Here is a 24,629-nt window from a genome sequence, read left to right on the forward strand (position 1 = left end):
ACCACTTGTGATCGAACCCACGCCGTGCGCCACGATGACGTAGTGGCTGACGACGCGCTGAGCTCGCTCAAACCGGTGAACTAGCTGGAATGTTGGCGACTGGGAACTCCGCCCGGCCTCCGGTCGTTATATCAGCTAAATAACCTGAGATTCCGAGGGGGAGCCGCATGCCACGCACAGACAACGACACCTGGGATTTGGCGACCAGTGTGGGAGCGACCGCGACGATGGTCGCAGCCGCGCGAGCGATCGCAACCAATGCCGACAAGCCGCTGATCGAAGACCGCTTCGCGGAACCGCTGGTTCGCGCCGTCGGGGTGGACTTTTTCACTCGCTGGGTCTCCGGCGACCTGGTTGTCGCCGACGTCGACGACCACGAATCTGGCTGGAAGCTGGAGCACATGCCGGTCGCAATGGCTGCCCGGACGCGATTCTTCGACTCGTTTTTCCACGCTGCGACGCAGGCCGGGATCCGCCAGGCCGTGATTCTTGCGTCGGGGCTCGACGCGCGCGCCTATCGGTTGGCGTGGCCGGCCGATATGACGGTGTTCGAGATCGACCAGCCGCAGGTGATCGAATTCAAAGCCGCCACGCTGGCCAAGCTGGGCGCCGCCCCACAGGCCGAGTTGCGCACGGTCGCCGTCGACCTGCGCAACGACTGGCCAAAAGCTTTGGTGGAGGCCGGGTTTGACAAGCACCAGCCCACCGCATGGATCGCGGAGGGACTCTTCGGGTATCTGCCGCCGGAGGCGCAGGACCGGCTGCTGGACAACATCACCGCACTCAGCGCTGACGGCAGCCGGCTGGCGTGCGAAGCTATTCCGGACATGTCAGCGGTAGACACGGAGAAAGCCCAGGAGATGATGAACAGGGCCACCGCAAAATGGCGCGAGCACGGTTTTGACCTGGAATTCGGCGAGCTCGGCTACCAGGGCGAGCGTAATGACGTCGCCGTCTATCTGGACAACCTGGGGTGGCGGTCGGAGGGAGTTCGGATGACCGAGCTGTTGGCCAACTCCGGTCTTGACGCGATTCCGCAGACCAACGACTCCGTGTCGCTGGCCGACACCATCTACTACAGCTCGGTGCTGAGCAAATGACGGCACCGCAGCGACGAGGGCTCAACGAGGCCGTGACGAGGATGTGGAGCTTCCTCGCGCCGGCTTACGACCTGCCCTTCTTGCAACGGTGGGTGTACCGGCCGCCGCACAACGAGGTGATAGCCCAGCTGCGCAACCACGGCGCACGTAAGATCGCTGATATCGCCTGCGGCACAGGCATACTGAGTGATCGAATCCAGCGCGAGCTGCAGCCCGACGAGATTTATGGCGTGGACATGTCCGAAGGCATGCTCGGCCAGGCTCGTGCCAGATCGGATCGGGTGCAGTGGATGCGCGGCCCCGCCGAGCAGCTTCCGTTTGACGACGGCGCCCTCGATGCCGTCGTGACGACGTCGGCCTTCCACTTCTTCGACCAGCCCGCGGCGCTGCGGGAGTTCCACCGGGTGCTGGCTCCCGGCGGCCTGGTGGCGGTCTCGGCGCTGAGTACTCGGCAACCCCGGCTGCAGTCCTCCGCGGACTCTCGGTGGAAGCCGCAACACAATGCGTCCGCGCCCGAGATGCGGAAGCTGTTCGAAGACGCCGGGTTCGTGATCACCGATCAACACCGGATCCCGCGGCCGGTGTGGACGGCGCTCGTGTCCGACCTGTTGACTGTCGGCACGAAAAGCTGACTGCAGCGCCGGGTGTGAAAACAACTCGGCGGTCAACGCCCTCAAGCGAAACGCCCGCTTCGCCAATCGGCGAAGCGGGCGTTTCGTCAGCTATCGATCACAGCGGGATCCACACCCCGAAGAGCCAGAAGCCCCACTGGTTGAAACCGGGATCCCAGATGGGCGTTTCCTGGTAGCCCCAGTAGTTGATCGGGCCGTAGTCCCAGCGCCCACCGGGCGGTGGAAGCGGTCGATCCCATGCCGGCCGCGGCGGCTCGCCCGCGCCCCACGGGGCGGGTCCGTCGCCCCACGGGGCGCCATGGAAGTAGCCGCGCTGGGCGTCTCCATGCCATGGGCCGCCAGGGTGAGGATCCGGTCCGAATCTACCGGGGCCGCCGGGGTGATCGCCGGGGCCGCCCGGGCCGCCGGGGTGATCGCCGGGTCCACCGGGGCCGCCGGGGTGATCGCCGGGGCCGCCCGGGCCGCCGGGGTGATCGCCGGGTCCGCCGGGGTGATCGCCGGGCCCGCCCGGGCCGCCGGGGTGATCACCGGGCCCGCCCGGGCCGCCGGGGTGATCGCCGGGCCCACCGGGTCCACCGGGACCGCCGGGGTGATCGCCGGGTCCACCGGGGCCACCGGGCGGTGGTCCGCCGGGACCGCCGGGGTGGCCACCGGGACCGCCGGGCCCACCCGGGCCACCGGGGCCGCCCGGACCGCCCGGGTCATTAGGACCAGTAGGAGGGTGGATGTTACTAGGCGCCTGTCCGCCGTGACCACCCGGAGGCTGCGGCCCTCCGGGAGCAGCGTTGGCAAACCCGGCGCCCATTCCCAGGGCCGCAGCGCTCAGCGCGCCGGCAATGGTCACCCCTCCGACAAGTTGCTTCAACTTCATGATGCTTCCTATCCACTAGGGATTTTTGCAAGGAAGTTCCTTGGAACAACCCCCCGTTACACCCCTGACGCTAGATAGTCTTCCTATGGGCTAGCTGTGACTTACCCATGCAGAACTTTTGGCCGGCCGCTCCGCTCAATGTGGTTTGCCCCATAACCTCACCCGGAGTCGCGGCTGTCGGGCCCCGCGTCACCAGCGGTTTGGCCGTGTGCGAGGCGTTTCCCGGCCTGCGCCTGGGCGGTTTGGGCAGGCTATGTTGGCTAGTCGGCCAGGGTTTTCCTCTATATGGTTGCGGCCGTGTCGAGTGCGCCACATCCGCACGAACCCCATGTCGGTTCGGTGTCGTCGAGGTTGAATTGGCTGCGCGCGGGCGTCCTGGGCGCCAATGACGGAATCGTCTCCACCGCGGGCATCGTCGTGGGGGTCGCTGCGGCCACCGCCGAACGCGCCCCGATTTTGACCGCCGGCAGCGCCGGACTGGTCGCGGGAGCCGTGTCGATGGCGCTGGGCGAGTACGTCTCCGTCAGCACCCAGCGCGACACGGAGAAGGCGCTGTTGAGCCAGGAGCGTCGCGAATTGCGCGACGATCCGGTCGCCGAATTGGATGAGCTTGCAACGCTGTACGAGGCCAAAGGCCTGACGCCGGCGACCGCTCGAACGGTGGCCGAGGAACTCACCGACCACAACCCGCTGCTGGCTCACGCCGAGGTCGAACTGGGCATCAATCCAGATGAGCTGACCAACCCCTGGCACGCGGCCTCGTCGTCGGCGCTCTCGTTCGGTATCGGTGCTTTGTTGCCGTTGATCGCAATCCTGGCCCCGCCCACCACATGGCGAGTCCCGGTCACGGTCGCCGCGGTCCTCATAGCGCTGGTGATCACCGGTGCGGTCTCGGCCGGATTGGGCGGAGCGCCGAAGGGTCGTGCGGTGCTGCGCAACGCGATTGGCGGCAGTCTTGCGTTGGCGATCACCTACGTGATCGGTCATCTGGTGGGCGGCGCAATCGGCTGACGGCCGGGCCATCCCGGTGTCGCGGCGGTGCTATGCGGCGACTGGAAAGGCAACTGTAACATCCACAGTTGCGGTCCTCAGCAGAGTCCGCGATCCGATCAGCGGAGGGTCATGCGGTGGCCGAGCCCCACATCGTGCCGAATGAAGCTCAATGGACGGAATCGGTGCCTTACTTCGTGCGCGACGAAAACTACTTCGCCCCAACCCAAATCGCGCGCGGGGGATGGGGCCCATCGCTGAGCGGCCATGTCGTCGGCGGACTCTTGGCGTGGGCCGTCGAGGACGCGGCTCAGGATGAGCAACTGCAACCGGCGCGGTTGACCGTCGATCTGCCCCGGCCAACGGCCCTGGCGCCGCTCGAGGTGCACACGCAGGTGCGACAGGATCGGCGTCGACTACGGCTTATTGAGGCCGTGATCATCCAGCAGGGCGCCCCGGTCGCACAGGCGAGCGCACTCTTTCTGCGGCGCGGCGCACAGCCCGACGGGCACGTCTTTTCGCCACCTGTGCAGATGCCACCGATCCCAGGGGACGCGGCCTACTCGACGTTGTTCATGCGAACGTACGGATGGGGCGCCGATGTACAGAATCCCGATCCGGACTGGCCCCAGACAGATGGCCCCAAATACACGTGGATTCACGAGACGCGGCCCTTGATCGACGACGAACCGCTCACCGCCTTCACCCGCGTGGCGATGGCCGGTGACATCACGGCCTCGATCGCCAACTGGGGCACCAACTCCCTGCAGTTCATCAATGTCGACTACACGCTCACGCTGAGCCGACTGCCCAAGGGCGACCATATCGGGCTCGCCTCGCTGACGCATCACAGTCACGACGGCGTGGCCAGCGGCTCGGCCGTCCTGATGGATGAGAAGGGACCGATCGGCACCGGCGTGTCGGTCGCGGTCGCGCACGCGGGATTCCGTCCGCCCTCCACCGACGCGTCGGCCGGCTGAGGGCGGAAAGGCCTTAGAACATCTCTGCCCGGGAAGTCGCGAATGCGTGGGCCACCCCTCCCGCCGTCGCTGTCATCGGGGTGTCGTTGGAATCCCTTACGCAGCACCGTCAATCACGAGGACTCAGCAGGTATACACACCCCGAACACCTGGACGTCGGCGACGGGGCCTACAGCCCTTTGGGCGCATCGCGGACGGCCTGCACCGCCGCGGCATCGCCGTCGAACTCGACCTGGGCCTGTCGCCCGACGGAGAACAGCAGCAGCTCCTCGGGCGCCCCGGTCACCGTCACCGCCGGGCCTTGACCGGCGGTGAGCACCGTCTTGCCCTCCGAAGTGCGCAACGCCACCCGGCCCGGCACCTTGGCGAGGGTGAGCCGGGCCATCAACGGCAGGGTGCGCCGCAGCATCTTGTCCAGCGCGGGCTCCAGCGAGCGCGGCTGCCAGCCCGGCTGCGCGCGACGCACATCCTCGTGGTGGATGAACATCTCCGCCACATTGGCCACCGGGTCGAGCAATTTGAACGGCGAGTACACCGGTGGGCCGGCGGCCAGCTTGCCCACCAGCTCGTCCCAATCGTTCTGCTCGGTCACCTGGTTCTGCACCTTCTCGGTGTAGGAGGCGAAGAAGGGAATCATGATGCCGGGCGCGGCGTCGAGACGGTACTCACGGATCACCAGATGGGCGGCCAGGTCCCGCGCCCGCCAGCCCTCGCACAGAGTGGGCGCGTCCGGCCCGACGGCGCGCATGGTTTCCACGAGGGCGGCACGTTCGCGTTGAGCAACAGACATGCGTTCAGCCTAGAGCCGGTCACGCCCGGAGAGGGCGGGTCCACCGAACACCAGTGGCCGGCGGCTCGGTAAATTTGAAACGTCATGTTGTCGAAGGGAATCTCATGAGCACGCACGTCGAGCAGCTGGAGTTTCAAGCAGAGGCCAGGCAACTGCTGGATCTGATGGTCCACTCCGTCTACTCCAACAAGGACTCGTTCCTGCGGGAGCTGATCTCCAACGCTTCCGACGCTTTGGACAAGCTGCGGCTGGAAGCGTTCCGGAACAAGGACCTGGACGTCGACACCTCCGACCTGCATATCGAGATCGACGTGGACAAGGATGCCCGCACCCTGACCATTCGCGACAACGGTATCGGGATGACCCGTGCCGAAGTGGTGGATCTGATCGGCACGCTGGCCAAGTCCGGCACCGCCGAGCTGCGCAAGCAACTGCGCGAGGCCAAGAACGCCGCGGCCTCGGAAGAACTCATCGGCCAGTTCGGTATCGGCTTCTATTCCAGCTTCATGGTCGCCGACAAGGTGGAACTGCTCACCCGCAAGGCCGGCGAGAGCGACGCCACCAGATGGGAATCGAGCGGCGAGGGCACCTACACCATCGAATCGGTCGACGGCGCCCCCCAGGGAACATCGGTCATCCTGCACCTCAAGCCCGAGGACGCCGAGGACGAGCTGCACGACTACACCGCGGAGTTCAAGATCAGGAGCCTGGTCAAGAAGTACTCCGACTTCATCGCCTGGCCCATCCGGATGGAGGTCGAGCGTCGGATCCAGGTTCCCAAAGAAGAGGGCGCGGAAGGCTCGGAGGAGACCCGCGAAGAGGTCGTCATCGAGACCGAGACCCTCAACTCGATGAAGGCTCTGTGGGCCCGGCCCAAGGAAGAGGTGTCCGAGGAGGAATACAAGGAGTTCTACAAGCACATCGCGCACGCCTGGGACGACCCGCTCGAGGTCATCGCGATGCGGGCCGAGGGCACCTTCGAATACCAGGCACTGCTGTTCATCCCGTCGCACGCACCGTTCGACCTGTTCAACCGGGACGCCCAGACCGGGATCCAGCTGTACGTCAAGCGGGTGTTCATCATGAGCGACTGCGACGAGCTGATGCCCGAATATCTGCGCTTCGTCAAGGGTGTCGTTGACGCGCAGGACATGTCGCTCAACGTGTCGCGCGAAATCCTGCAACAGGATCGGCAGATCAAGGCCATCCGGCGGCGGTTGACCAAGAAGGTCCTCTCCACCATCAAGGAGCTGCAGTCCGAGCGCCCGGAGGACTATCGCACCTTCTGGACCCAGTTCGGCAGGGTGGTCAAGGAGGGCCTGCTGTCCGACTTCGACAACCAGGAGACGCTGCTGCAGATCTCCTCATTCGCTTCGACGCACAGCGACGAGGAAGCCACCACTCTGGCCCAGTACGTGGAGCGCATGAAGGAGGGCCAGACGCAGATCTTCTACGCCACGGGGGAGTCGCGTCAGCAGATCCTGAAGTCGCCGCACCTCGAGGCGTTCAAAGCCAAGGGCTATGAGGTGCTGCTGCTCACCGACCCGGTCGACGAGGTCTGGGTGGGTACCGTGACGGAGTTCGACGGCAAGCCACTGCAGTCCATCGCCAAGGGCGAAGTGGACCTCAGCGCCGACGGTGACGAGAGCCAGGCCGAGCGTGAGGAGCAGCAGAAGGAATTCGCCGACCTGCTCGCCTGGCTGAAGGAGACCTTGACCGATCACGTCAAGGAGGTCCGGCTGTCCACCCGGCTGACGGATTCGCCCGCGTGCCTGATCACCGATGCCTTCGGGATCACACCGGCGCTCGCTCGCATCTATCGCGCTTCCGGTCAGGACATTCCGGTGGGGAAGCGAATCCTGGAACTCAACCCCAATCACCCGCTCGTCACCGGGCTGCGCCAAGCGCACCACGACCGTAGCGACGACCCCTCCGTCGCGGAGACCGCGGAATTGCTCTACGGCACAGCACTTCTTGCCGAAGGCGGCGCACTCGACGACCCCGCAAGGTTTGCCGAGATACTCGCCGACCGGCTGGCTCGCACGCTGTAACCCCGCGTTAACCGGTAAATGGGCGATTTTCCGGATTGAAAACTCGCTGGCAGGGATAATTACATCCCATGCCTGCGTTTCGCGTTATCGACCCACGGGGCCGGGTCGTCGCGACGAAGAATTTTGCCGACGCGGAGGCGGCGTACGTCTGGTTCGTCAACTCGGTGGGCGGCAATACCGAGCTGGGCTGGCGCATGGAGGTCAACGACGACGGGCAGTGGGCATTCTTCGATGACACCGAAGGCTTCACCGCGCCGGTGAGCCGCCCACCGACGAAGCGCTGAGAGCCGCACCAGGAGCTGTCGTCGCGGGCATCGAGAACGCTGCGCGCCGCCGCGATTTCGATCTGGCGGCCGACGTACGCTCCCACCATGCATGTCGACGCGATGACGATTCCCCAGCCGCTGGGGCACATCGGTGAGCTTGCCCGGCGGACCAAATCCGCCGGGTTCTCCGGTTTGTTGTTCACCGAGACGGGGCGCACCGCATACCTGAACGCCGCGGTGGCGTCTCAGGCCGCGCCGGATCTCGAATTGTCGACGGGCGTCGCGGTGGCCTTTCCGCGTAGTCCCTTCGTGACCGCGGCCGCGGCCTGGGAACTTCAGGAAGCCACCAACGGGAAGTTCCGGCTGGGCCTGGGTACCCAGGTGCGCACCCACGTGGTGCGGCGTTACGGCACGGCGTTCGAGCGGCCCGGGCCCCGGCTGCGCGACTACCTGCTCGCCGTGAAGGCGTGCTTCGCGGCGTTTCGTTCCGGGACGCTCGACCACCACGGCGACTTCTACGATCTCGACTTCATCACCCCGCAGTGGAGCCCGGGTCCCATCGACGCTCCCGACCCGAAAGTCGATATCGCAGCGGTCAATCCGTGGATGTTGCGGATGGCGGGCGAGGTGGCCGACGGGGTTCACGTCCACCCCATCGGCGAGCCGGGCTACCTGACCCGTCACGTCCTGCCGACGGTCGCCGAAGGGGCGGCGAAAGCGCGTCGCTCACCGTCGGACATCGCGGTCATCGTGCCGGTCATGACGATCGTCGGCGACACCGACGAAGAGCGTGACAAGCAGCGCGAAGTCGTGCGCGCCAGCATGGCCTTCTACGGCAGCACGCCCAACTACGCGTTCATCTGGGACGAGGCGGGGTTCGAGGGCACAACCGCCCGGATCCGGGAGAAGCAGAAGGCCGGGGACTTCGCCGGCATGGCCGCCCAGGTCAGCGACGACCACATCGCGGTGTTCGCCACCGAGTCGACCTGGGATGGGCTGGCCGACGCGCTGACCGACAAATACGCCGGGACCGCGACGCGGTTGGTGATGTACAACTCCGTTGTCGATCAGGACCGCTTGGAACGGTACGGCGAAGTAGCCCGCCGCATACAAGCGCTCAGCGACTGAGCTGGATGGCTTTGACCACCAGAAGCAACGCGCCGACGACTAGATAGGCGCGCAGCGCGATCATCGCGAGCCGGGTTCCGGGTGACCAGGTGACGGGCTCGAGCAGTGCCAGCGGCGGCATGCGCCAGGTGGTGCGGTCAACGCCGCGCGCCCGCAGCTGTGGCTGGGGTCGCGAGGGCTGCCGGCGAGCCAGCCAACGCAGCGCCGGCGCCGCGACCGCCGCGAGGATGACCAGGGCCAGCGTCAGGTAACCCGCGACCACGACGACATCGAGACCCGGGAACAGCGTGGTGGCCATCAAGATCCCGGACAGTAGCAGCAGGACGCCGACGATCAGCCCGGCGACCCAATTGAGCCAGGCGCGATTGACCCAGGGCCCCAAGACCTCTCGGTCGTTGCACAGCAGTAGCAGAAACACGCTGGCGCTGGGCAACAGCAGACCGGCAAGGGCCTGAACGGCGGTGGTGATCAACCCGAGCGGGGCACCCGGAATCAGCACGATGGCCGCGGCCAGCGCCACCATCGCGGTGTAGGACAGGTAGAACTGTTTAGCATCGGAGAAACCGCGGTGCAGCGAGTGCTTCAATCCGAACACGTCGCCGAACGCGTAACTGGTGGCCAGGGTCACCGCGGCGGCCCCGATGATCGAGGCGTCCATCAGCACGATGGCAAAGATCCAGCCCAATGACCCGCGGTGTTGACCGAGTAGATGAGCGATAGCGCCGGCGTCGGTGAAGCCGCCAATGGTGTTGGTGGAGCGCGCCGCCCACTCACCGGTCATCATCAGCGCGGCGGCGCCGACCACCACCACGAAGGCGCCCAGCACGGTGTCCGCGCGTTCGTAGCCCATGAACCGGGGCGTGATGCGCTTGTCGACGACGTTGGACTGCTGGAAAAACAGCTGCCACGGCGCCACGGTGGTGCCGACGATGGCGATGATCAGCAGCACCGCGTCCGAACTGATTCCTCCCGAAATGCTCGGCACGACAAACGACTTCGCCGCGCGCCCCCACTGCGGATGCGACATCAGCAGCATCGGGATCTGCAGCAGCGTGATGGCGATGAAAACGAACATGGCCCGCTCCCATCGCCGGAAGCTGCCGCTGGCCATGATCGCCACCAACGCCACCGCCGAGATCGGTACCACGACGTATTTGGAGACGCCGATGTATTCGGCGGCCAGGCTGATGCCGATGAACTCGGTGACGATCGTCAAGAAGTTGAGCAAGAACAGGTCGCCGACCGAAAACCAGCCCCAGCCACGGCCGAAGCGTTCGTTGATCAGCCGGGCATGTCCGACCCCGGTGACCGCGCCGAGTCGAACCACCATTTCCTGGTTGACGATGAGGACCGGAATCAGCAGCAGCAACACCCACAACAGCGAGTAGCCGTAGTTCTGCCCGGCTTGGGCGTAGGTGGCCACCCCGCCGGCGTCGTTGTCGCCGACCATCACGATGATCCCGGGCCCGACGATCGCCAGCAGCGTCAGCAGCCGTGTCCGCCACGTTCGGGCATGGTCGGTCTCCCCCACGCTGATGCGACCGAACGCTCCCTCGATGTCACCCAGATGCGCGCTGTCCAGCACGGCGGTGCGCCGCGTCTGCGCCGACTCGGGGCGTTGAACCTCGACGCCCTGCGCGTCGTCCTGCGTGGTGTTCTCCCCGCCCGGACTCACTGCGAAGTACCCCCGGCGGGCGGCGTGTCACGGTCGTCGAGAGCGGTGATTTCGCGGATGGGCCGCGGCGCGGGCTCGCGGCGACGCCAGTCTTCGGGAATGGTCGCTTCCAGAACGTCGTCGACGGTGACGATGCCGAGTAGACGGTCCTGCTCGTCGACGACAGGGATGGAGTAGAGATTGAAATCGGCCATCAGCAGCGCGATGTCGGTCAGATCGGCGTCGGCGTTGACCCGCACAGGATCGGAATCCATCAGGGCTGCAAGGGTTTCGGTAGGATCGACCTGCAACAGGGTGATCACCGAAACGACGCCGTCCAGACGTTTCTCCTCATCGAGCACGTGCACCTTGATGAGCGCTTCCGGTTGAATGCTGCGCGAGGCGGCGATCAACGCCAACGCCTCGGCCGCGGTGGCGGTGGGCGAAGATGTCACGGTGTCGACATTCATTAGCCCGCCGGCGCTTTCGGGGTTGAACCCCATCAGGGTTATGACCTTGGTGCGTTGCGGGGCGGGCATCAGCTCGAGCACGCGGCGGCGCCGTGACTGGCGTAGATCGACGATGGCGTCGGCGGCATCGTCGGCGCGCATCCGGCCCAGCAGCGCGGCGACCTCGTCGTCCGGCATGTCGTTGAGCAGTCGACTGGCCTTTTCGGGGTCCAGTTCTTCGAAGACGTCGGCTTCCAATTCGGGGTCGCTGTGCACCCGGTCGAGAATCTCGCCGCCTTCGGCCTTGTCCGCTTCCTCGAGAAGATCGGCGATCTCGGCGGCCTTGAGCTCGCCGAAGCGATCCGACAGACGGCGCACCGCGTCGGAACGCGCGTGGCCGATCAGCGGCTCGAATGCCTTCCAATCGCGAGAGGCGTGCCCGCCCGAATGCTTGATCAGCCCGAACAACCGTGGTGGACGGCGGGTGTCCAGACGGGTGACTATCCAACCGTCGCCGGTCTGTTCCAGCTCGACGTCGTAGGCCCGCACCAGTTCGACGGTGGCCACGTCAATCAATCGGTGGCCCAGCACATCGGTGCGCAACAGCACCTCACCCTCACGGCGTTCGAACCCGCGAAGGTCAACTTTGTTCTTGGTCAACAGAACTCGGTCCGCGGAGTATTGGTCAATGGATTTGTCGCCGATGAAAACCCGCCGCCCGCCGACCCCGGCCACGATGCCGGTCACCAGCGGATACTCGTCGGCACCGCGCAGCCGCACGATCACGTCCTCGACGCGGCCCACCGTTTCGCCGGCGCGGGCCAACACCGGGGCGCGCAACAACTGCGAGAGATGGATGACCTGGTGCCGGGCGCGTTGTTTGGACGCCTTTTCCGATAAGGCCATGATCCCTCCTCAAGGCGTTAAGACCGAACCCGCGGACAAAGTACCCGACTTAAGTGTCGCGGCGCCATGTACGGCTTCAAATCGATAGTTGGACCGCCTCGGCCGCCAGAGCATACGCTCCGGTTCCGGTGCATGACTACCGCCAATAGGTAAACGGCAGAAGGCTATTGGGGTGGTCATGCCCCAGCGGACAACTACTTACATGTCGACTTTGCGGGCGATCTGGTTGGCAATGCTCACGCCGAGCTCCCCGACGTCCTTGCGGCACGCGTCGATGTCGACGACGACGTTGCTGCGGACGGTCAGTGCCCGCTGGCAGGGCATGGTCACGCTCGCGCCGTTGCCGACAATGGTCACGGTCACCGGAACGCTCAGTACTCCGTTGGCGTTGGAGACCTGGCCCACCTTCCACTGAAGTTCCGGCTTACCGTCGGCGGCGGGCACGGTGTCCTGACGGTTGGCACAGGCAGGCCAGCGCTGGCCCGACGTGGTGAAGAACGCGCTCGCCTGCTCGGGGGACGGGAACAACACCACGAATTGGTACACGTCGGGGCTCAATAGTTGATCCTCGGCCGCGGGCGCCGGCGCCTGGTCGTGGTAGCCGTAGACCGCGGTGCTCCCGCTGTCGGCGTAAACGGAGGCCAACGCCGCGTGCAGCGCGTACCGGCATTCGGCCGGGAACGTGTAGTCCTGGCGTTTGAACGGGTCTTCCAACAACTTGGTGACCGGTGGATCGCTCGACGTTCCGGTGACGCCCAGCACGGTGTCGATGTCGTTCGGTGAGAGCATCAGATCCGGCAGCGCGGCCTGCGCCAGGGGAGTCCTCGGCGAAGCCGTCGCGGTGGTGGCCGACGGCGAGGCGCTGCCGCCCGCCTTGTCACCGCTGCACCCGGCGAGCAGAATTGCGGCGGCGGCAACGACCACTGCCGCGGTCAGCTGGCTCCTCATGCGCATGGAGCATACGACAGCAGCGTGGCGCCGCACGCGAATTCGCGAAATATGCGGCTCCGCATAACGACACCGCGCACCGGGTCGGCTCCCGCCCAAGTTGACCTCAACCTTTCTCCGTTGCAGGAGAAGGCGTTTGGTCGGATGACGGGGCATGGCTGGCCTGGCTGTGGGCCAGGGCCACCGTCGCCGCCACCATCAGACCCACCGACAGGCCCAAAGCCACCCAGCCGATGTCGTTGGTTCGCAACGTCTCACCCAGCACGGTGATCCCGAGCAGCGAGCCTACGATGGGCTCGGCGACGGTGACCGCCGGCAGCGACGCAGTGAGCGGACCGGCCCGAAACGCCGACTGCTCCCAGGCGGTGGCCGCAATCGCCACCACCACCCACACGTACAGCTCGGGTGCGCGCAACAACGCCGGGATGCCGCGGTCGAGTTGGTCGACCACGCCCTTGGTCAACACCGAGAAAAGCCCCCACAACGAGCCGGACATCAGGCCCAGCAGCAAGGCGCCGACCGTGCCCGGGAACATCCGCGCGCCGATCACGCACAGAATCAGCGCGGGACCCATGACCAGCGCCACGATGGTCCACGTCTGCAGGGACCCTCGCGGGGTACCCTGCTGTGGGTCGCCGACCGTCACCACCACCGCCACCGCGGCTGCAAGCAAGATCGCCCAAACCCCTTGCCCGCGTGTGATTCTGCGGTGGTTCACCCGTGCGCTGATGATCAATGCGAACAGCAACGACGTCACCAGCAGCGCCTGCACCAGCACCACCGAACCCAGCCCCAGTGCCGCGGCCTGGAAACCGAACCCGGCGCCGGCCACCAGGCTGCCCGTCCACCACTGCCGGTCGCGCAGCAGCCGGCGGAACAAGGTGAAGGTGCCGACCGGCTTATCGGTGACCTGTTGAGCGGACCGCTGCTGAGCGACGTCCCCGGCGCCCACCATCAGGGCGGCCGCCATCGCAAGCACCGCGGCGATGGCCGTCTTGCTCACGAAGACCTCCTCTGCGCCTGGCCGGGAATTCCGCTTGTGCCGCAACCGGTTTGCATGGCTGATCGCTACCCGGCTGCAGCGGATCCAAACGTCGCCCCGGCGAACGTCAGCTGTTGCGCCGGATCTTCAGCGCCGTGGTGACCATGGGAATCTGCAGCGGCAGCCGCGCCAGGGCCACGATCCGCATCGGCCACGGCTTGCCCCACCACAGCCGGACCATGTTGACGTTGCCCGGAAAGACACCGATGAACAGGGCAGCGGCGGCCAGGGCGGCGAACCGCCGGGTACGCCGCGGCACCAGCAACGCCCCGGTCGCCAACTCGGCCGCGCCGGAGGCGTAGGTGTAAAACCGCGGGCTCCCCGGCAGCTCGACCGGGATGATGGCGTCGAACGGTTTCGGCGCAACGAAGTGCAGGGTGCCGATGCCGAGCAGCATCGCCGCCACCCGGTAGGCCAGTTGCTGGGTGGAATCACGGACAGCGAGGGGTCTGGTGGTCATGAGGCTATTGTGCCCACTGCGGCCATCGCCTATCCCGGGTCGGCGTCGGTGTAGCGAATGACGCCGCGCTCATTGTGCACGCTGGTCTCCGTGTTATCCGAACCGCTTAATTGTTAGCGCGGTCACACGAGTCGGCTTACCGAACTTAGACCATTACTATTGTCTATACAGTACTTGATACGATTCGCGGCGGCTGACCGCCCACAACAACGAGGTTGAGAACATGGGAACACCCGTCATTGTCGGAGCCGTGCGGACCGCGATCGGCCGATCGTTCAAGGGGACGTTGGTCAACACGCCGCCCGAGACTCTGATCACCGCCGTGCTGCCCGAGGTTGTCCGCAGGTCGGGTGTCGACCCCGCACATATCGACGACATCATATTCGCTGAATCACATTACGGCGGTGGGGATTTGGCGCGTTACGCGGCGACCGCGACGGGCCTGGAGCACGTGCCCGGTCAGTCGGTCAATCGGCACTGCGCGGGCAGCCTGACGGCCATCGGCAACGCCGCGGCGCAGATCGGCTCCGGCATGGAGCGCGTGCTCATCGCCGGCGGCGTGCAGTCGCTGTCGATGACCCCGCTGACCAACTGGCGGATTCCCGGCCCCGAGCTGAAGTTCGAGGAGCGCTGGATGCCGCCGACGCACGTGGAGACGCCGGACGCCCCCGCCAAGGACATGTCGATCACCGTGGGCTGGAACACCGCGCAGGCGGTCGGCATCAGCCGCGAGGAGATGGACGCCTGGGCGGCCCGCTCGCATCAGCGCGCCGTGGCGGCCCAGGACGCCGGCAAGTTCGCCGACGAGATCCTGCCGCTGAAAATCACCCAGTTCGACGGCTCGGTCACCGAATTCGCCGTGGACGAGCACCCCCGTCGCGACACCACCGTCGAGAAGCTGGCCGGCCTGAAGGTGCTGCACCCCGAGATCGAGGGCTTCTCGATCACGGCCGGCAACAGCAGCGGCACCAACGACGCCGCGGCCGCCGTCGCGCTCGTCGACAGTGACTACGCCCAGGCCGAGAAGCTCAACGTGATGGGCACTGTCAGGGCCTGGGCCGCCGCGGGTGTACCGGCCAGGGATTGCGGTCTTGGCGCCGTCAAGGTCATCGGCAAGGTGCTGCAGCGGGCCGGTCTGTCGCCCGGCGACGTGGCGCTGTGGGAGATCAACGAGGCGTTCGCGTCCGTGCCCATCGCGGCCTGCCGCGAATATGGCCTCGACGAGGAGAAGGTGAACTTCTCCGGTAGCGGCTGCAGCCTCGGTCACCCGATCGCGGCCTCCGGCGCACGCATGGTGACCACGCTGGCCTACGAGCTCGCCCGCCGGGGCGGCGGCATCGGGGTCGCCGCGATGTGTGCCGGCGGCGGCCAGGGCGGCGCCGTCGTCATCGAGGTCTGAGGCACCCCAACGGGGTCCACGTCGGCTAGTTGCAGAATGTGTAGCCGATGAATTGGGTGCCGCGGGTGTCGCCGCTTGCGTAGTTGGCGAAGTGCACGGCCGGCGCCCCGTTGTACTGGGTGTTCATCTTCTGCACGGTCGGTGGCGGGGTGCCGTTGGGGAAGGCCAGAATCATGTCGGCGAAAATCTCCAAGCCGACCTGGCAGATGGCCTCGCGCCGCGGCGGCTGTGGATTCCACGCGTGCACGATCACCGGTTCGGTCAGCTGAGATCCCGTCGCGCAGTTGGGGTCACAGAGCTTGAACACAGCCGTGCCGGTCCCGTCGGCGCCCTGCGGCCCCCAAGAACTCCATGTCATGTCCTGCAACGCGACGGCCACACTCGCGCAGCCCAAAACGTTGAGCCTCTTCGGTCGCGCGACCGGCGGGACGGACGGGTTGTAGCAGCCCGGGATGGCGAAGCTCTGCGGCGCTGACGGTGACGGTTGGGTGCCGGGCGCCGTCGCGCCTTGCCGGCTCTGGCTCAGTTGCACGCCCACCACGGTGAGGATCCCGACCAGCACCACAGCCGTCACAAGGCCGGCCCCGATCAAACGCCCCCGCGAGGTGTGCCGCAACCGTCTCAATAAAGGGACGTTGGCGTTGCCGCTCACGGTCACCAGATTACGGGTGCAACGGTTCGGCAGGGGCACTGCCCGCGGATGGGCCTCACAGGGTAAAGTTGGTCATCGCTACCAACATATTGAGGATTCCGTGGAGTCGCCGATGAATGACCATGATCTGGCCGCACGGTTGGCCTCCGAGGCCGGACGGCTATTGCTCGGGGTCCGGCAAGAGTTCGCCGACGCGGAAGCGAGCGATCGGAAAGCTGCGGGGGACAAGCGATCCCACGACTTTTTGATGAAGGCGCTGGCCGCCGAGCGGCCCGGTGACACGGTGCTGTCCGAAGAGGGTGCCGACGATCCGGTGCGGTTGCGCTCGGAGCGCGTTTGGATCGTCGATCCGTTGGACGGCACCCGGGAATTCTCCGAGCTTGGCCGCGACGACTGGGCGGTGCACGTGGCGCTGTGGCAGTCCGGTGAACTGGTGGCGGGCGCCGTGGCGCTGCCCGCGCAGGGCATTACGCTGGCGACCCCCATCGTGGATTCGCCTCCTGCCGTGCCGGGCAAGCCGCGCATCGTGGTGTCGCGCACCCGCCCACCCGCCGTCGCGTTGGACGTGCGGGATGCGCTGGATGGAGTCCTGGTGGAGATGGGTTCCGCCGGGGCCAAGGTCGCCTCGATCGTCCAGGGTTTGTCGGATGTGTACGTGCATGCCGGCGGCCAGTTCGAGTGGGACTCCGCCGCGCCGGTGGCGGTGGCACGGGCCGCCGGATTGCACACCTCTCGCATTGACGGGTCCGCCCTGGCGTACAACCAGCCCGACCCGAAATTGCCCGACCTGGTGGTCTGCCGTCCCGAACTGGCGGAAGCCGTACTCGCGGTTACCCGCTGAAGCCACCGCCTGCGGACAGGGTGGCCGGCGGGGCGGTCATTTGAACTGTCCGGCAACTCTTTTCGATATCGGACCGGACCCGGGTGCGCGGCTGCCCCGGCTTATCCGCCCCGACCCGGCCGGCGGTTGCCTTTCGCCTCGTCGGTCCAGCCCCTTTCGATCCGCCCGATCTCGAGTGAGAGCAGTGTCAGGGTTGGATTGTTCTGCCGTCCACCCGACGCGCACCGGGGCCGCCGCGCTGTTACATGATGAAAGGCATCGCACCGCATGCGCCGGCGCTGGAATCGGATCGTCGACCCTCTCCCGAGGAGCAGCCAATGATGTCGCGGATCGACACGCACCATCACGCCATCCCGTCTTTCTATCGAGACATGCTGCGAAAAGCCAGGATTGATGAAGCAGGAGGCCGGGCGCTGCCGAACTGGAGCCCGGACGGGTCGTTGCAGACCATGGCGGAGCTGAACGTCGCCACCGCGATGCTTTCGGTATCGACGCCCGGCACCGCGTTTCTACCGAGCGCCGCCGACGCGGCCTCGCTGGCCCGCGACCTCAACGACTACCTCGCCGGGCTCGTCGCCGACCAACCCAGCCGGTTCGGATTCTTCGCGACCATCCCCATGCCGCACCTGCGCGAGTCCGTCGACGAGGTTGCCAGGTCGCTCGATGAATTGCACGCCGACGGGGTGGTGCTACTGGCCAACAGCATGGGGACCTACCTGGGGCAACACGGTCAGGACGACCTGTTCGCCGCGCTGGACGCCCGTTCGGCGGTGGCGTTCATCCATCCCGGCGAACTGCCGGGCCCGGTGATCGACGGGGTCGCACCCTTTGCCGTCGACTTCCTGCTCGACACCACCCGCGCGGCGTATTTGCTTGTGCGCAACGGCATTTGCCGCAAGTATCCGAACATCAGGTTCATCCTCAGCCATGCGGGCGGGTTCGTGCCTTACGCCTCACATCGCATGGCGGTCAGCATCATGGGCGACACTGGACGCAGCCCCAGCGACAGCCTGGACGATTTCGCCGGGTTCTACTTCGACACCGCGCTGTCCTCCAGCGCCGCCGCGCTGCCGAGCCTGCTCGCGTTCGCCAAGCCCGGACACGTGACCTTCGGTTCGGACTGGCCCTTCGCGCCGGTGGCGGCCGGGAAGCTGTTCGCCGCCGGGCTGGAGACCTACCCGGGCCTGCGCCCGGATGAGCGCGCGGCCATCGACCGCGACGCCGCGCTTGCGCTGTTCCCGCGGCTCGGCGCCGCCGCACCACCCAAGCCTCGCTCGGCGCTCGCCAGGGCGCGTCGCGGCGTCAGCCGGGCGGTCATGCGCGGGGTGGTACGGCTGGTCAACACCCGCTGACCCCCACTCAGCGCCAGGCCTGCTGCCACGACAGGATGCGTTCGGCCAGTTCGGGCCCGCGGTCCTCCTGAATGAAGTGGCTGGCGTTGATGCGGGCATGCGGCTGGCCGGCGGCGCCGGGAATGTGTTTGATCAGGGCGCTGTCCGCCCTCCCGAGGATGGGATCGCGGGCTCCGAAAATGGCGAGGAACGGCTTTTCCCAGCGGCCGAGGGCATCCCACGCTTTTCTGTTGGCCGGAATCGCCGGGTCGGCGGGTGAGGTGGGCACCAATTGAGGAAATGCTCGGGCGCCGGCTTGATAACTCTTGTCGGGAAAGGGCGCGTCGTAGCCGGCCCGGACTTTCGACGGCACCCGACGGACGGTCCCGGCGCTGACGATGCGGCCGGCGGGCAGGACGGGGGAGTAGCGCGCGAAGGCACGCCAGGCGTAGAAGGCGCGCGGGGTGCGCCGTTGAGCGGTGGGCAGGAAACCGTTGGCCACCACCAGCCGCCCGATGCGGTCGGGCTGTTCGGCGGCGATGCGCAGCCCGATCAGCGATCCCCAGTCCTGCACAAACAGCGTGACGTCCCTGAGGTTGAGATGCTCAAACCACGAGATCACCCACTCCACGTGGCGCTGGTAGGTGTAATCCGCTACGCGGCTCGGCTTGTCCGAACGGCCGAAACCGATCAGGTCGGGCGCCAGTACACGGTTCCCCGCGTCGGTCAGAGGCGGGATCATCGTGCGGTAAAGGTAGCTCCACGTCGGCTCGCCATGCAGCAGAACGATTGGCGGCCCTTCGATCGTGCCCTCGTCGAGGTAGTGCATGCGAAGCGGCCGGGTGTCGCTCGCGGTTACGTCAAGGTAATGCGCAACGAACGGGTAGTCCTCCAGGTTTTCGAATCGGGAGTCCGGGGTTCGCAGCACATGCATATCAGCTCCTCCGGTGAACCGGCACCTCTGCTAGCCTCTCGCGCCGAAGCGATTTCGTCTAGTGGGAGATTTATTGAGCTGGGGCCAACGGCTATTGAACTGGGTTGATCCTGGCAATTCCATGCCCAGCTCACGGTTCCCGCCCTGTTGGAGTCGGTTATCAACGCGTGCAACGGTTCGAAGCCGGCCACGCCGCGTTCTTCTGGGCCCCGGACAGCTGCGCCAAAGTGAAGGTGTGCGACCGGCTGTCGCGGATGCGCGCGTCATTCCTGTAGCGGCGTAGCCGAAAACCCCTGTAGCGAGGCGCCGATCCACTATCCGGCGTCGGCCAGGGCCCGGCTCATGCGCGAAACGGCCTCGATGAGAATGGCTCGCGAGGTCGCGAAGTTCAGTCGCACATGTCCGGCTCCGCCGGTTCCAAACACGTGGCCGGAACTGAGCGCGACCCGTGCGTGATCGAGGAACCAGCGGGCCGGCCCGGACAAATCCGCAACCACCGCAAGGCCATCGGCGGCATCTTCGTCGAAACCAAGTTCTCGGCAATCCAGCCACGCCAGGTAAGTGCCCTGCGGCCATTGGTATTTCACCCCGGGAAGTTGCTCGGCGATCAACTCGCCCAGTAATGTCCGGTTCGCGTCCAGGCCCTGCAGCGTCGCGTCGAGCCAGTCGCCACCGCTCCGAAACGCCTCGGCGTGGGCGATGACGCCGAGATGACTGGGTCCATGGCTGACTTCCTCCGGCATCCGGTCCAGGTCGGCGGACGCCTCCGGTCCGGCGATGGCCAGCGCAGCTTTCAAGCCGGACAGGTTCCACGCCTTCGACGCCGAGGTCAGGGCGAAGGCGTTCTCGGCCCCCGGCACGGTGAGGAACGGGGTGAATCGCGATCCGGGCAGGATCACGGGTGCGTGGATCTCATCGGACACCACGCGCACGCCGAATCGCCGGGCGAGCTCGGCGATCGCGCGGAGTTCGTCGATGGTGTGGACCGATCCGGTCGGGTTGTGCGGATTGCACAGCAGGTAGGCGACCTTTGCGGCAGTACCCGTCCCAGCGCGGGCCCGAGCGAAGGCATTCTCCAAGGCGTCCAGGTCAATTCGTCCATCGGCGAGGGGCGCCTCAATGACCCGGCGGCCGTCGTGCGCGACGAACGCGTAGAACGGCGCATAGACCGGCGGGTTGACGACGACTGCGTCACCGCGATCGGTGAGCAGGCGCAGCACCTCGACGACACCGAGCATGACGTCGGGAACCAGCGCGGTGCGGCTCACGTCCAGGTCATGCCACTGCCAATGCCGCGCCGCGAATTGGCTGACCGCTTCGGCCAGCGCGGTTCCGCAGGGGTATCCGGTGTCACCGTCGTCGATGGCCTTCCGCAGCGCCAAGGCCACCGTCGGTGCCAGGTTGACGTCCATCTCGGCGACCCATAGCGGCAGCACGTCGGCGGGATGCGCGCACCACTTCATGCTGGTCCGCCGCCGCAATTGCTGCAGCGTCAATTCCTCGAGCGGATTAACCGTCACGCCCCGCAGAGTAACCGGCGCGCGGCTTAGTCCCGGACAAACGCTTGTTGGGGGATCGTCAATGGCAAGTCCACCGAACTGAGCAGCCCTGGCGACGCGGCGACGACATACGGGACGGCGTTGACGACGCGCATCGCGGTGGCGACCATGGCGCCGGCCCCGGAGGTCATCCCGCCGACTCCGGCCTTGTGCGGGTCCTTCAGGGTTGCGGCCAGCGTGCAGTCGATGTCCGGATCGCCACTGACGACGACCCGGTAAGACAGGTCGCCGATGCCGGTGGGCCAATCCGGGGCGACGTCGTGCGCGAGCCGGGTGACGTGTTCGATGACGATGGCCTCGCGGCCGTCGACCACGCCCGTCGCCCGCATGCGCAGCGCGCCGCAGGTGCCGGCCTCGACGGTGCCCATCGCGACCTCCAGCGTCCGGTTGGTGACGGCGCGGTCGAAAAACTCGCGGACTTCCTGGACTTCGACTCCCAGCGCGTCGCCGATGAGTCGGATCTGGCCCTGCCATTCACCGGCGATCGCACCAGCAAAGCCGATCCAGGGTTCATAGTCGAGGGCTCGGCCGAAACCCAGTGCGTCGCTCATGATGTCGGGAACGCCGTAGTCGTCGTACAAGCCGATCTCGTACGCGTGAATCTTGTCGATCGACGATGACTGGGTGGACAGCACCAAGGGCAGGTAGTCGGCGGCGAAGCCCGGCTCGATCCCGGACGCGTAAAGCGACACCTGGCCCTGCTTGGCCGCGGCGGCGAGTTGGTCGCGCCACTCGGCGGGTTCGTAGGCGTGTGGATTGACCAGTCGCGTGGTGCTGGTCGTGACGACGTTGATCCCGGCCTCCAACAGCCGGACATAGTCCGGGATGGCCAGGGCGTCGCGTTCCGGGCCGCTTGCCGCATAGACGACGCAGTCGGGTGCCAGCGCGATCAGCGCGTCGGCGTCACGGGTGGCCTGCACGCCGATCGACTCGCCGTTGGCGAGTTCGCCGGCGTCCTTGCCGTCCTTTTCCGGGGAGTGGACCCAGACGCCTACCAAGTCCAGGTTGGGGCGCCGATGGATGGCGCGGATCGCGATTGAGCCGATGCCACCCGTCGCCCACACCACCACCCGATGAGCCGTCATCTTGTCCCTCCTTTGGTGCGTACGCGTCGCGCGGACATGATGAAAGCCTTAGCGGCCGTTGCGTTTACGCCTCTGTTAGCCGGCGGCTGTCACTGGACGTTCGACTTGGAAACTACGCCCGCGACTCCGCGCGGTCAAGGGTTTAAGAAAGCGGGCACTATCTTAAAGAACATATTTTAGGTTAATCTGCAGCTGTGACAGCCGACCAGCGTTTTGCCCGCCTCCGTACGACAATTCGGGGCGGCGGGCGCTGATGTGCACCCTTAAGGTTCGACATGCGCGCTCCGCAGTGTGGCGCGCACCGGCCACCGATTTGTACGCCGCGGCCATCGACATGTGCGAGTGGGCCGAAACGCGGGGCGCCGTGCTGGCGGTGCTCTCCGAACAGCACGGCGCCGACGACGGTCATCTGCCGGTGCCGCTCGCCTTTGGCAGACGACTAGTGGGGAGTGCATATGCGTGTTGTCGTGTGGTCGACCGGGGGAGTCGGCTCGAACGCGATCGATGCCATCCGGCGCCGGCCGGACCTGGAACTTGTTGGCGTGTGGGTGCATTCACCCGACAAGGTCGGCAAGGACGCCGGCGAGCTGGCTGGCGGTACGCCGCTGGGGCTGGTTGCCACCAATGATGCCGACACCCTGATCGCGCTGGCCCCCGATTGTGTGGTCTACGCGGCCAGCGGCCCGGACCGCGATGGCGCGGCCGTGCCCGACTACGTGCGCCTGCTGGCGGCGGGCATCAACGTGGTGTCGACGTCCTCGACGAGTTTGGTGTACCCGCCGTCATACTTCGCGCCCAACTGGCGCGACGAAATGGACGCGGCCGCCAAAGCCGGCCAGGCGTCGTTCTACGTGTCGGGCATCTTCCCAGGCTTTGCCTCCGATCAGCTCGCGCTGCTCATGACGACCCAGTCCAAGAGCATCCGCCGGATCACGGCCAGCGAGGTGGCGCTCAACGATCACTACCCGGTGGCCGACGTGATGATGGACGGGATGGGCTTTGGCCGGCCGCTGGACTTCGAACCGATGCTGAAGACGCCCGGGTTCATCGAAATGGCTTGGCAGGCACCGATTCACCTGATGGCGGAGGGCCTCGGTGTCGAGGTGGACGAAATTCGCGGTTCGCTCGACCGTGCGCTCACGGACCGGGGCATCGAGGTGGCCTTCGGCACCGTCAAGGCCGGCACGTGCGGTGCAGTGCGGACCCGGGCGGCGGGAGTGGTCAATGGCCGCGAGGCCATCGTGATCGAGCACGTCATCCGGATGGGCCGCGAGGTCGCACCCGATTGGCCCACCTCGGAATGCGACGCCACGTACCGGGTCGACATCCAAGGCGATCCCGACATCCACTGCGAGATGACGCTGGGCGAGCGTGCGGGTCATGGGGCCGGGCGAGCCGCGATGGCGTCCACGGCGATGCGCGTCGTCAATGCGATCCCGTATGTCATTGACGCGTCCCCGGGCCTGCTGAGCTCGCTGGACCTCCCGACCACGCTGCCGCTTTACGCATTCGACTGAAGGTGTAACGTGCATCACCAAGGTTAGGCCACCTAGGAGGTTGCCGTGTACACACTGCGGTTCGACATGCGCGATCCCGAATGGGCCGCGGCCCCAGCCGATCTGTACGCCGCGGCGCCCGAGATGTCGGCGTGGGCCGAGGAACACGGTGGCCTGGCCGCCGTCCTGTGTGAACACCACGGGTCCGAGGACGGCTACTTGCCGTCGCCCTTCTTGCTGGCCTCGGCGGTGGCGGCGCGGACGCAGCGGCTGGCGCTGAGCCTGATCCTGATCCTGCCGTTCTACGAAACCGTGCGCCTCGCCGAGGACATGGCGGTGCTCGACATCATCAGCAACGGGCGGGCCTCCTACATCCTGGCCCTGGGCTACCGGCCCGAGGAGTTCGAGCACTTCGGCCTGCCGATCAAGAAGCGCGGTCGCCTCTGCGACGAGAAACTCGCGCTGTTGCGGCGACTGCTTGCCGGTGAAACCGTCATCGAGGACGGACGGCGGATCAGTGTGACGCCCCGCCCGCTGACGCCCGGCGGGCCGGGACTGATGTGGGGCGGGGGAACGGTCGCGGCGGCACGCCGGGCCGGCCGGTACGGCCTGGGCATGCTGGGCAACGCCAATGCGCCGGGCATGCAGGAGGCCTACGAGGAAGCCTGCCGCGAGCACGGGCATACGCCCGGCCCGACAATGTTCCCCGACCGCAACACGCCCTCGGTCGTGTTCGTCGCCGAGGACGTGGATCAGGCGTGGAAAGAGATCGGCGAGCACCTGCTGCACGACGTGCGGACCTACGCCGCGTGGAATCCGGGGGACGAGACGACGGCGGGATTCAGCCACGTCAACACCATCGACGAGCTGCGTGAGACGGGGACGTCGCACGTGATCATCTCTGTGCCCGAGGCGATTTCGCGGGTGAAGGCCGGCCAGGTGCTCAACCTGTCGCCGCTCTGCGGCGGGCTGCCACCGGAAATCGCGTGGCCGTACCTCAAGCGCGTGGGCGAAGTGGTGCTGCCTGAGGCTCTCGGCTGACCTCAAGCTCGGCGGCTCGCGCGC

At 66.6% G+C, this 24,629-nt stretch carries 23 protein-coding genes and 1 pseudogene; 13 read left to right on the top strand and 11 right to left on the bottom strand.

From position 1 onward, the window contains the following. Positions 1 to 167: 167 nt before the first annotated feature. Positions 168 to 1,100: a class I SAM-dependent methyltransferase gene (locus tag ACIUM1_RS24550; protein WP_406815073.1), complete on the top strand. Its 933-nt coding sequence runs from the start codon at positions 168 to 170 to the stop codon at positions 1,098 to 1,100. Further along, entirely contained in the window at positions 1,097 to 1,732 is a 636-nt protein-coding gene (locus ACIUM1_RS24555) for a class I SAM-dependent methyltransferase (protein WP_406815074.1), read from the top strand. The genes ACIUM1_RS24550 and ACIUM1_RS24555 overlap by 4 nt, the downstream gene beginning before the upstream one ends. A gap of 97 nt (positions 1,733 to 1,829) precedes the next feature. Here the strand turns inward: ACIUM1_RS24555 and ACIUM1_RS24560 are convergent, their stop codons facing one another. Then, positions 1,830 to 2,603, bottom strand: coding sequence for a chitin-binding protein (locus ACIUM1_RS24560; protein ID WP_406815075.1), 774 nt, complete (start codon positions 2,601 to 2,603; stop codon positions 1,830 to 1,832). Positions 2,604 to 2,900: 297 nt separating this feature from the next. Between ACIUM1_RS24560 and ACIUM1_RS24565 the strand changes: the two genes are divergently transcribed. Both ACIUM1_RS24565 and ACIUM1_RS24570 read left to right on the top strand, forming a co-directional pair. After that, a complete protein-coding gene (locus ACIUM1_RS24565; protein ID WP_406815076.1) occupies positions 2,901 to 3,614 on the top strand; it encodes a VIT family protein in 714 nt (237 codons plus the stop codon). Positions 3,615 to 3,730: 116 nt separating this feature from the next. After that, on the top strand, positions 3,731 to 4,573 hold the full coding sequence (locus tag ACIUM1_RS24570) for a thioesterase family protein (protein WP_406815077.1): 843 nt from the start codon (positions 3,731 to 3,733) through the stop codon (positions 4,571 to 4,573). Positions 4,574 to 4,742: 169 nt separating this feature from the next. Here ACIUM1_RS24570 and ACIUM1_RS24575 read toward each other — a convergent pair whose 3' ends face one another. Continuing rightward, the gene (locus ACIUM1_RS24575; protein ID WP_406815078.1) at positions 4,743 to 5,363 is read right to left on the bottom strand and encodes a TIGR03085 family metal-binding protein; all 621 of its coding nucleotides are present in this window, start codon (positions 5,361 to 5,363) and stop codon (positions 4,743 to 4,745) included. A 104-nt stretch (positions 5,364 to 5,467) separates the two neighbouring features. Here ACIUM1_RS24575 and htpG point away from each other — a divergent pair, with 104 nt between their 5' ends. The 3 genes from htpG to ACIUM1_RS24590 all read left to right on the top strand — a co-directional run bounded on the left by htpG (position 5,468) and on the right by ACIUM1_RS24590 (position 8,808). Beyond that, positions 5,468 to 7,414: a molecular chaperone HtpG gene (htpG, locus tag ACIUM1_RS24580; RefSeq protein WP_406815079.1), complete on the top strand. Its 1,947-nt coding sequence runs from the start codon at positions 5,468 to 5,470 to the stop codon at positions 7,412 to 7,414. Positions 7,415 to 7,482: 68 nt separating this feature from the next. Then, entirely contained in the window at positions 7,483 to 7,698 is a 216-nt protein-coding gene (locus ACIUM1_RS24585; protein WP_406815080.1) for a hypothetical protein, read from the top strand. Between the two features lie 87 nt (positions 7,699 to 7,785). Further along, complete coding sequence (locus ACIUM1_RS24590; RefSeq protein WP_406815081.1) at positions 7,786 to 8,808, top strand: TIGR03617 family F420-dependent LLM class oxidoreductase; 1,023 nt, start codon at positions 7,786 to 7,788, stop codon at positions 8,806 to 8,808. On the opposite strand, the gene ACIUM1_RS24595 is transcribed toward ACIUM1_RS24590, so the two are convergent. The 5 genes from ACIUM1_RS24595 to ACIUM1_RS24615 form a co-directional block, all read right to left on the bottom strand. Continuing rightward, a complete protein-coding gene (locus ACIUM1_RS24595; protein ID WP_406815082.1) occupies positions 8,798 to 10,483 on the bottom strand; it encodes an NRAMP family divalent metal transporter in 1,686 nt (561 codons plus the stop codon). The genes ACIUM1_RS24590 and ACIUM1_RS24595 overlap by 11 nt on opposite strands. Further along, entirely contained in the window at positions 10,480 to 11,817 is a 1,338-nt protein-coding gene (locus ACIUM1_RS24600; protein ID WP_406815083.1) for a magnesium transporter MgtE N-terminal domain-containing protein, read from the bottom strand. The genes ACIUM1_RS24595 and ACIUM1_RS24600 overlap by 4 nt, the downstream gene beginning before the upstream one ends. Positions 11,818 to 12,015: 198 nt before the next feature. Continuing rightward, positions 12,016 to 12,765, bottom strand: a complete 750-nt coding sequence (locus ACIUM1_RS24605) for a sensor domain-containing protein (protein ID WP_406815084.1) — start codon at positions 12,763 to 12,765, stop codon at positions 12,016 to 12,018. A gap of 106 nt (positions 12,766 to 12,871) precedes the next feature. Beyond that, complete coding sequence (locus ACIUM1_RS24610) at positions 12,872 to 13,768, bottom strand: DMT family transporter (protein WP_406815085.1); 897 nt, start codon at positions 13,766 to 13,768, stop codon at positions 12,872 to 12,874. A gap of 106 nt (positions 13,769 to 13,874) precedes the next feature. After that, positions 13,875 to 14,267, bottom strand: coding sequence for a hypothetical protein (locus ACIUM1_RS24615; RefSeq protein WP_406815086.1), 393 nt, complete (start codon positions 14,265 to 14,267; stop codon positions 13,875 to 13,877). 223 nt (positions 14,268 to 14,490) lie between these two features. Here ACIUM1_RS24615 and ACIUM1_RS24620 point away from each other — a divergent pair, with 223 nt between their 5' ends. Further along, entirely contained in the window at positions 14,491 to 15,666 is a 1,176-nt protein-coding gene (locus ACIUM1_RS24620) for a thiolase family protein (protein WP_406815087.1), read from the top strand. A 25-nt stretch (positions 15,667 to 15,691) separates the two neighbouring features. Here ACIUM1_RS24620 and ACIUM1_RS24625 read toward each other — a convergent pair whose 3' ends face one another. Next, positions 15,692 to 16,282 (bottom strand): hypothetical protein, encoded by a 591-nt coding sequence (locus ACIUM1_RS24625; RefSeq protein ID WP_406817851.1) that lies wholly within the window; start codon positions 16,280 to 16,282, stop codon positions 15,692 to 15,694. A 148-nt stretch (positions 16,283 to 16,430) separates the two neighbouring features. On the opposite strand from ACIUM1_RS24625, the gene ACIUM1_RS24630 reads away from it, so the two are divergent. Together ACIUM1_RS24630 and ACIUM1_RS24635 are read left to right on the top strand one after the other, a co-directional pair. Then, positions 16,431 to 17,159, top strand: coding sequence for a 3'(2'),5'-bisphosphate nucleotidase CysQ (locus ACIUM1_RS24630; RefSeq protein WP_406815088.1), 729 nt, complete (start codon positions 16,431 to 16,433; stop codon positions 17,157 to 17,159). A 320-nt stretch (positions 17,160 to 17,479) separates the two neighbouring features. Further along, positions 17,480 to 18,511, top strand: a complete 1,032-nt coding sequence (locus ACIUM1_RS24635) for an amidohydrolase family protein (RefSeq protein WP_406815089.1) — start codon at positions 17,480 to 17,482, stop codon at positions 18,509 to 18,511. A 7-nt stretch (positions 18,512 to 18,518) separates the two neighbouring features. Here ACIUM1_RS24635 and ACIUM1_RS24640 read toward each other — a convergent pair whose 3' ends face one another. Further along, positions 18,519 to 19,424, bottom strand: a complete 906-nt coding sequence (locus ACIUM1_RS24640) for a haloalkane dehalogenase (protein ID WP_406815090.1) — start codon at positions 19,422 to 19,424, stop codon at positions 18,519 to 18,521. Between the two features lie 120 nt (positions 19,425 to 19,544). On the opposite strand from ACIUM1_RS24640, the pseudogene ACIUM1_RS24645 reads away from it, so the two are divergent. Continuing rightward, positions 19,545 to 19,696 (top strand): annotated as a pseudogene (locus ACIUM1_RS24645) (DUF2652 domain-containing protein); the annotation flags it as partial. A 42-nt stretch (positions 19,697 to 19,738) separates the two neighbouring features. Here the strand turns inward: ACIUM1_RS24645 and ACIUM1_RS24650 are convergent. Continuing rightward, a complete protein-coding gene (locus tag ACIUM1_RS24650; RefSeq protein ID WP_406815091.1) occupies positions 19,739 to 20,944 on the bottom strand; it encodes a MalY/PatB family protein in 1,206 nt (401 codons plus the stop codon). Between the two features lie 26 nt (positions 20,945 to 20,970). Beyond that, positions 20,971 to 22,068, bottom strand: a complete 1,098-nt coding sequence (locus tag ACIUM1_RS24655; RefSeq protein WP_406815092.1) for a dihydrodipicolinate reductase — start codon at positions 22,066 to 22,068, stop codon at positions 20,971 to 20,973. A gap of 455 nt (positions 22,069 to 22,523) precedes the next feature. Between ACIUM1_RS24655 and ACIUM1_RS24660 the strand changes: the two genes are divergently transcribed. Both ACIUM1_RS24660 and ACIUM1_RS24665 read left to right on the top strand, forming a co-directional pair. Beyond that, complete coding sequence (locus tag ACIUM1_RS24660; protein ID WP_406815093.1) at positions 22,524 to 23,585, top strand: dihydrodipicolinate reductase; 1,062 nt, start codon at positions 22,524 to 22,526, stop codon at positions 23,583 to 23,585. Positions 23,586 to 23,630: 45 nt separating this feature from the next. Further along, positions 23,631 to 24,605, top strand: coding sequence for an LLM class flavin-dependent oxidoreductase (locus ACIUM1_RS24665; protein ID WP_406815094.1), 975 nt, complete (start codon positions 23,631 to 23,633; stop codon positions 24,603 to 24,605). Positions 24,606 to 24,629: the final 24 nt, after the last annotated feature.

The organism is Mycobacterium sp. M23085 (genome assembly GCF_045343915.1).
Classification (GTDB): Bacteria; Actinomycetota; Actinomycetes; order Mycobacteriales; family Mycobacteriaceae; genus Mycobacterium.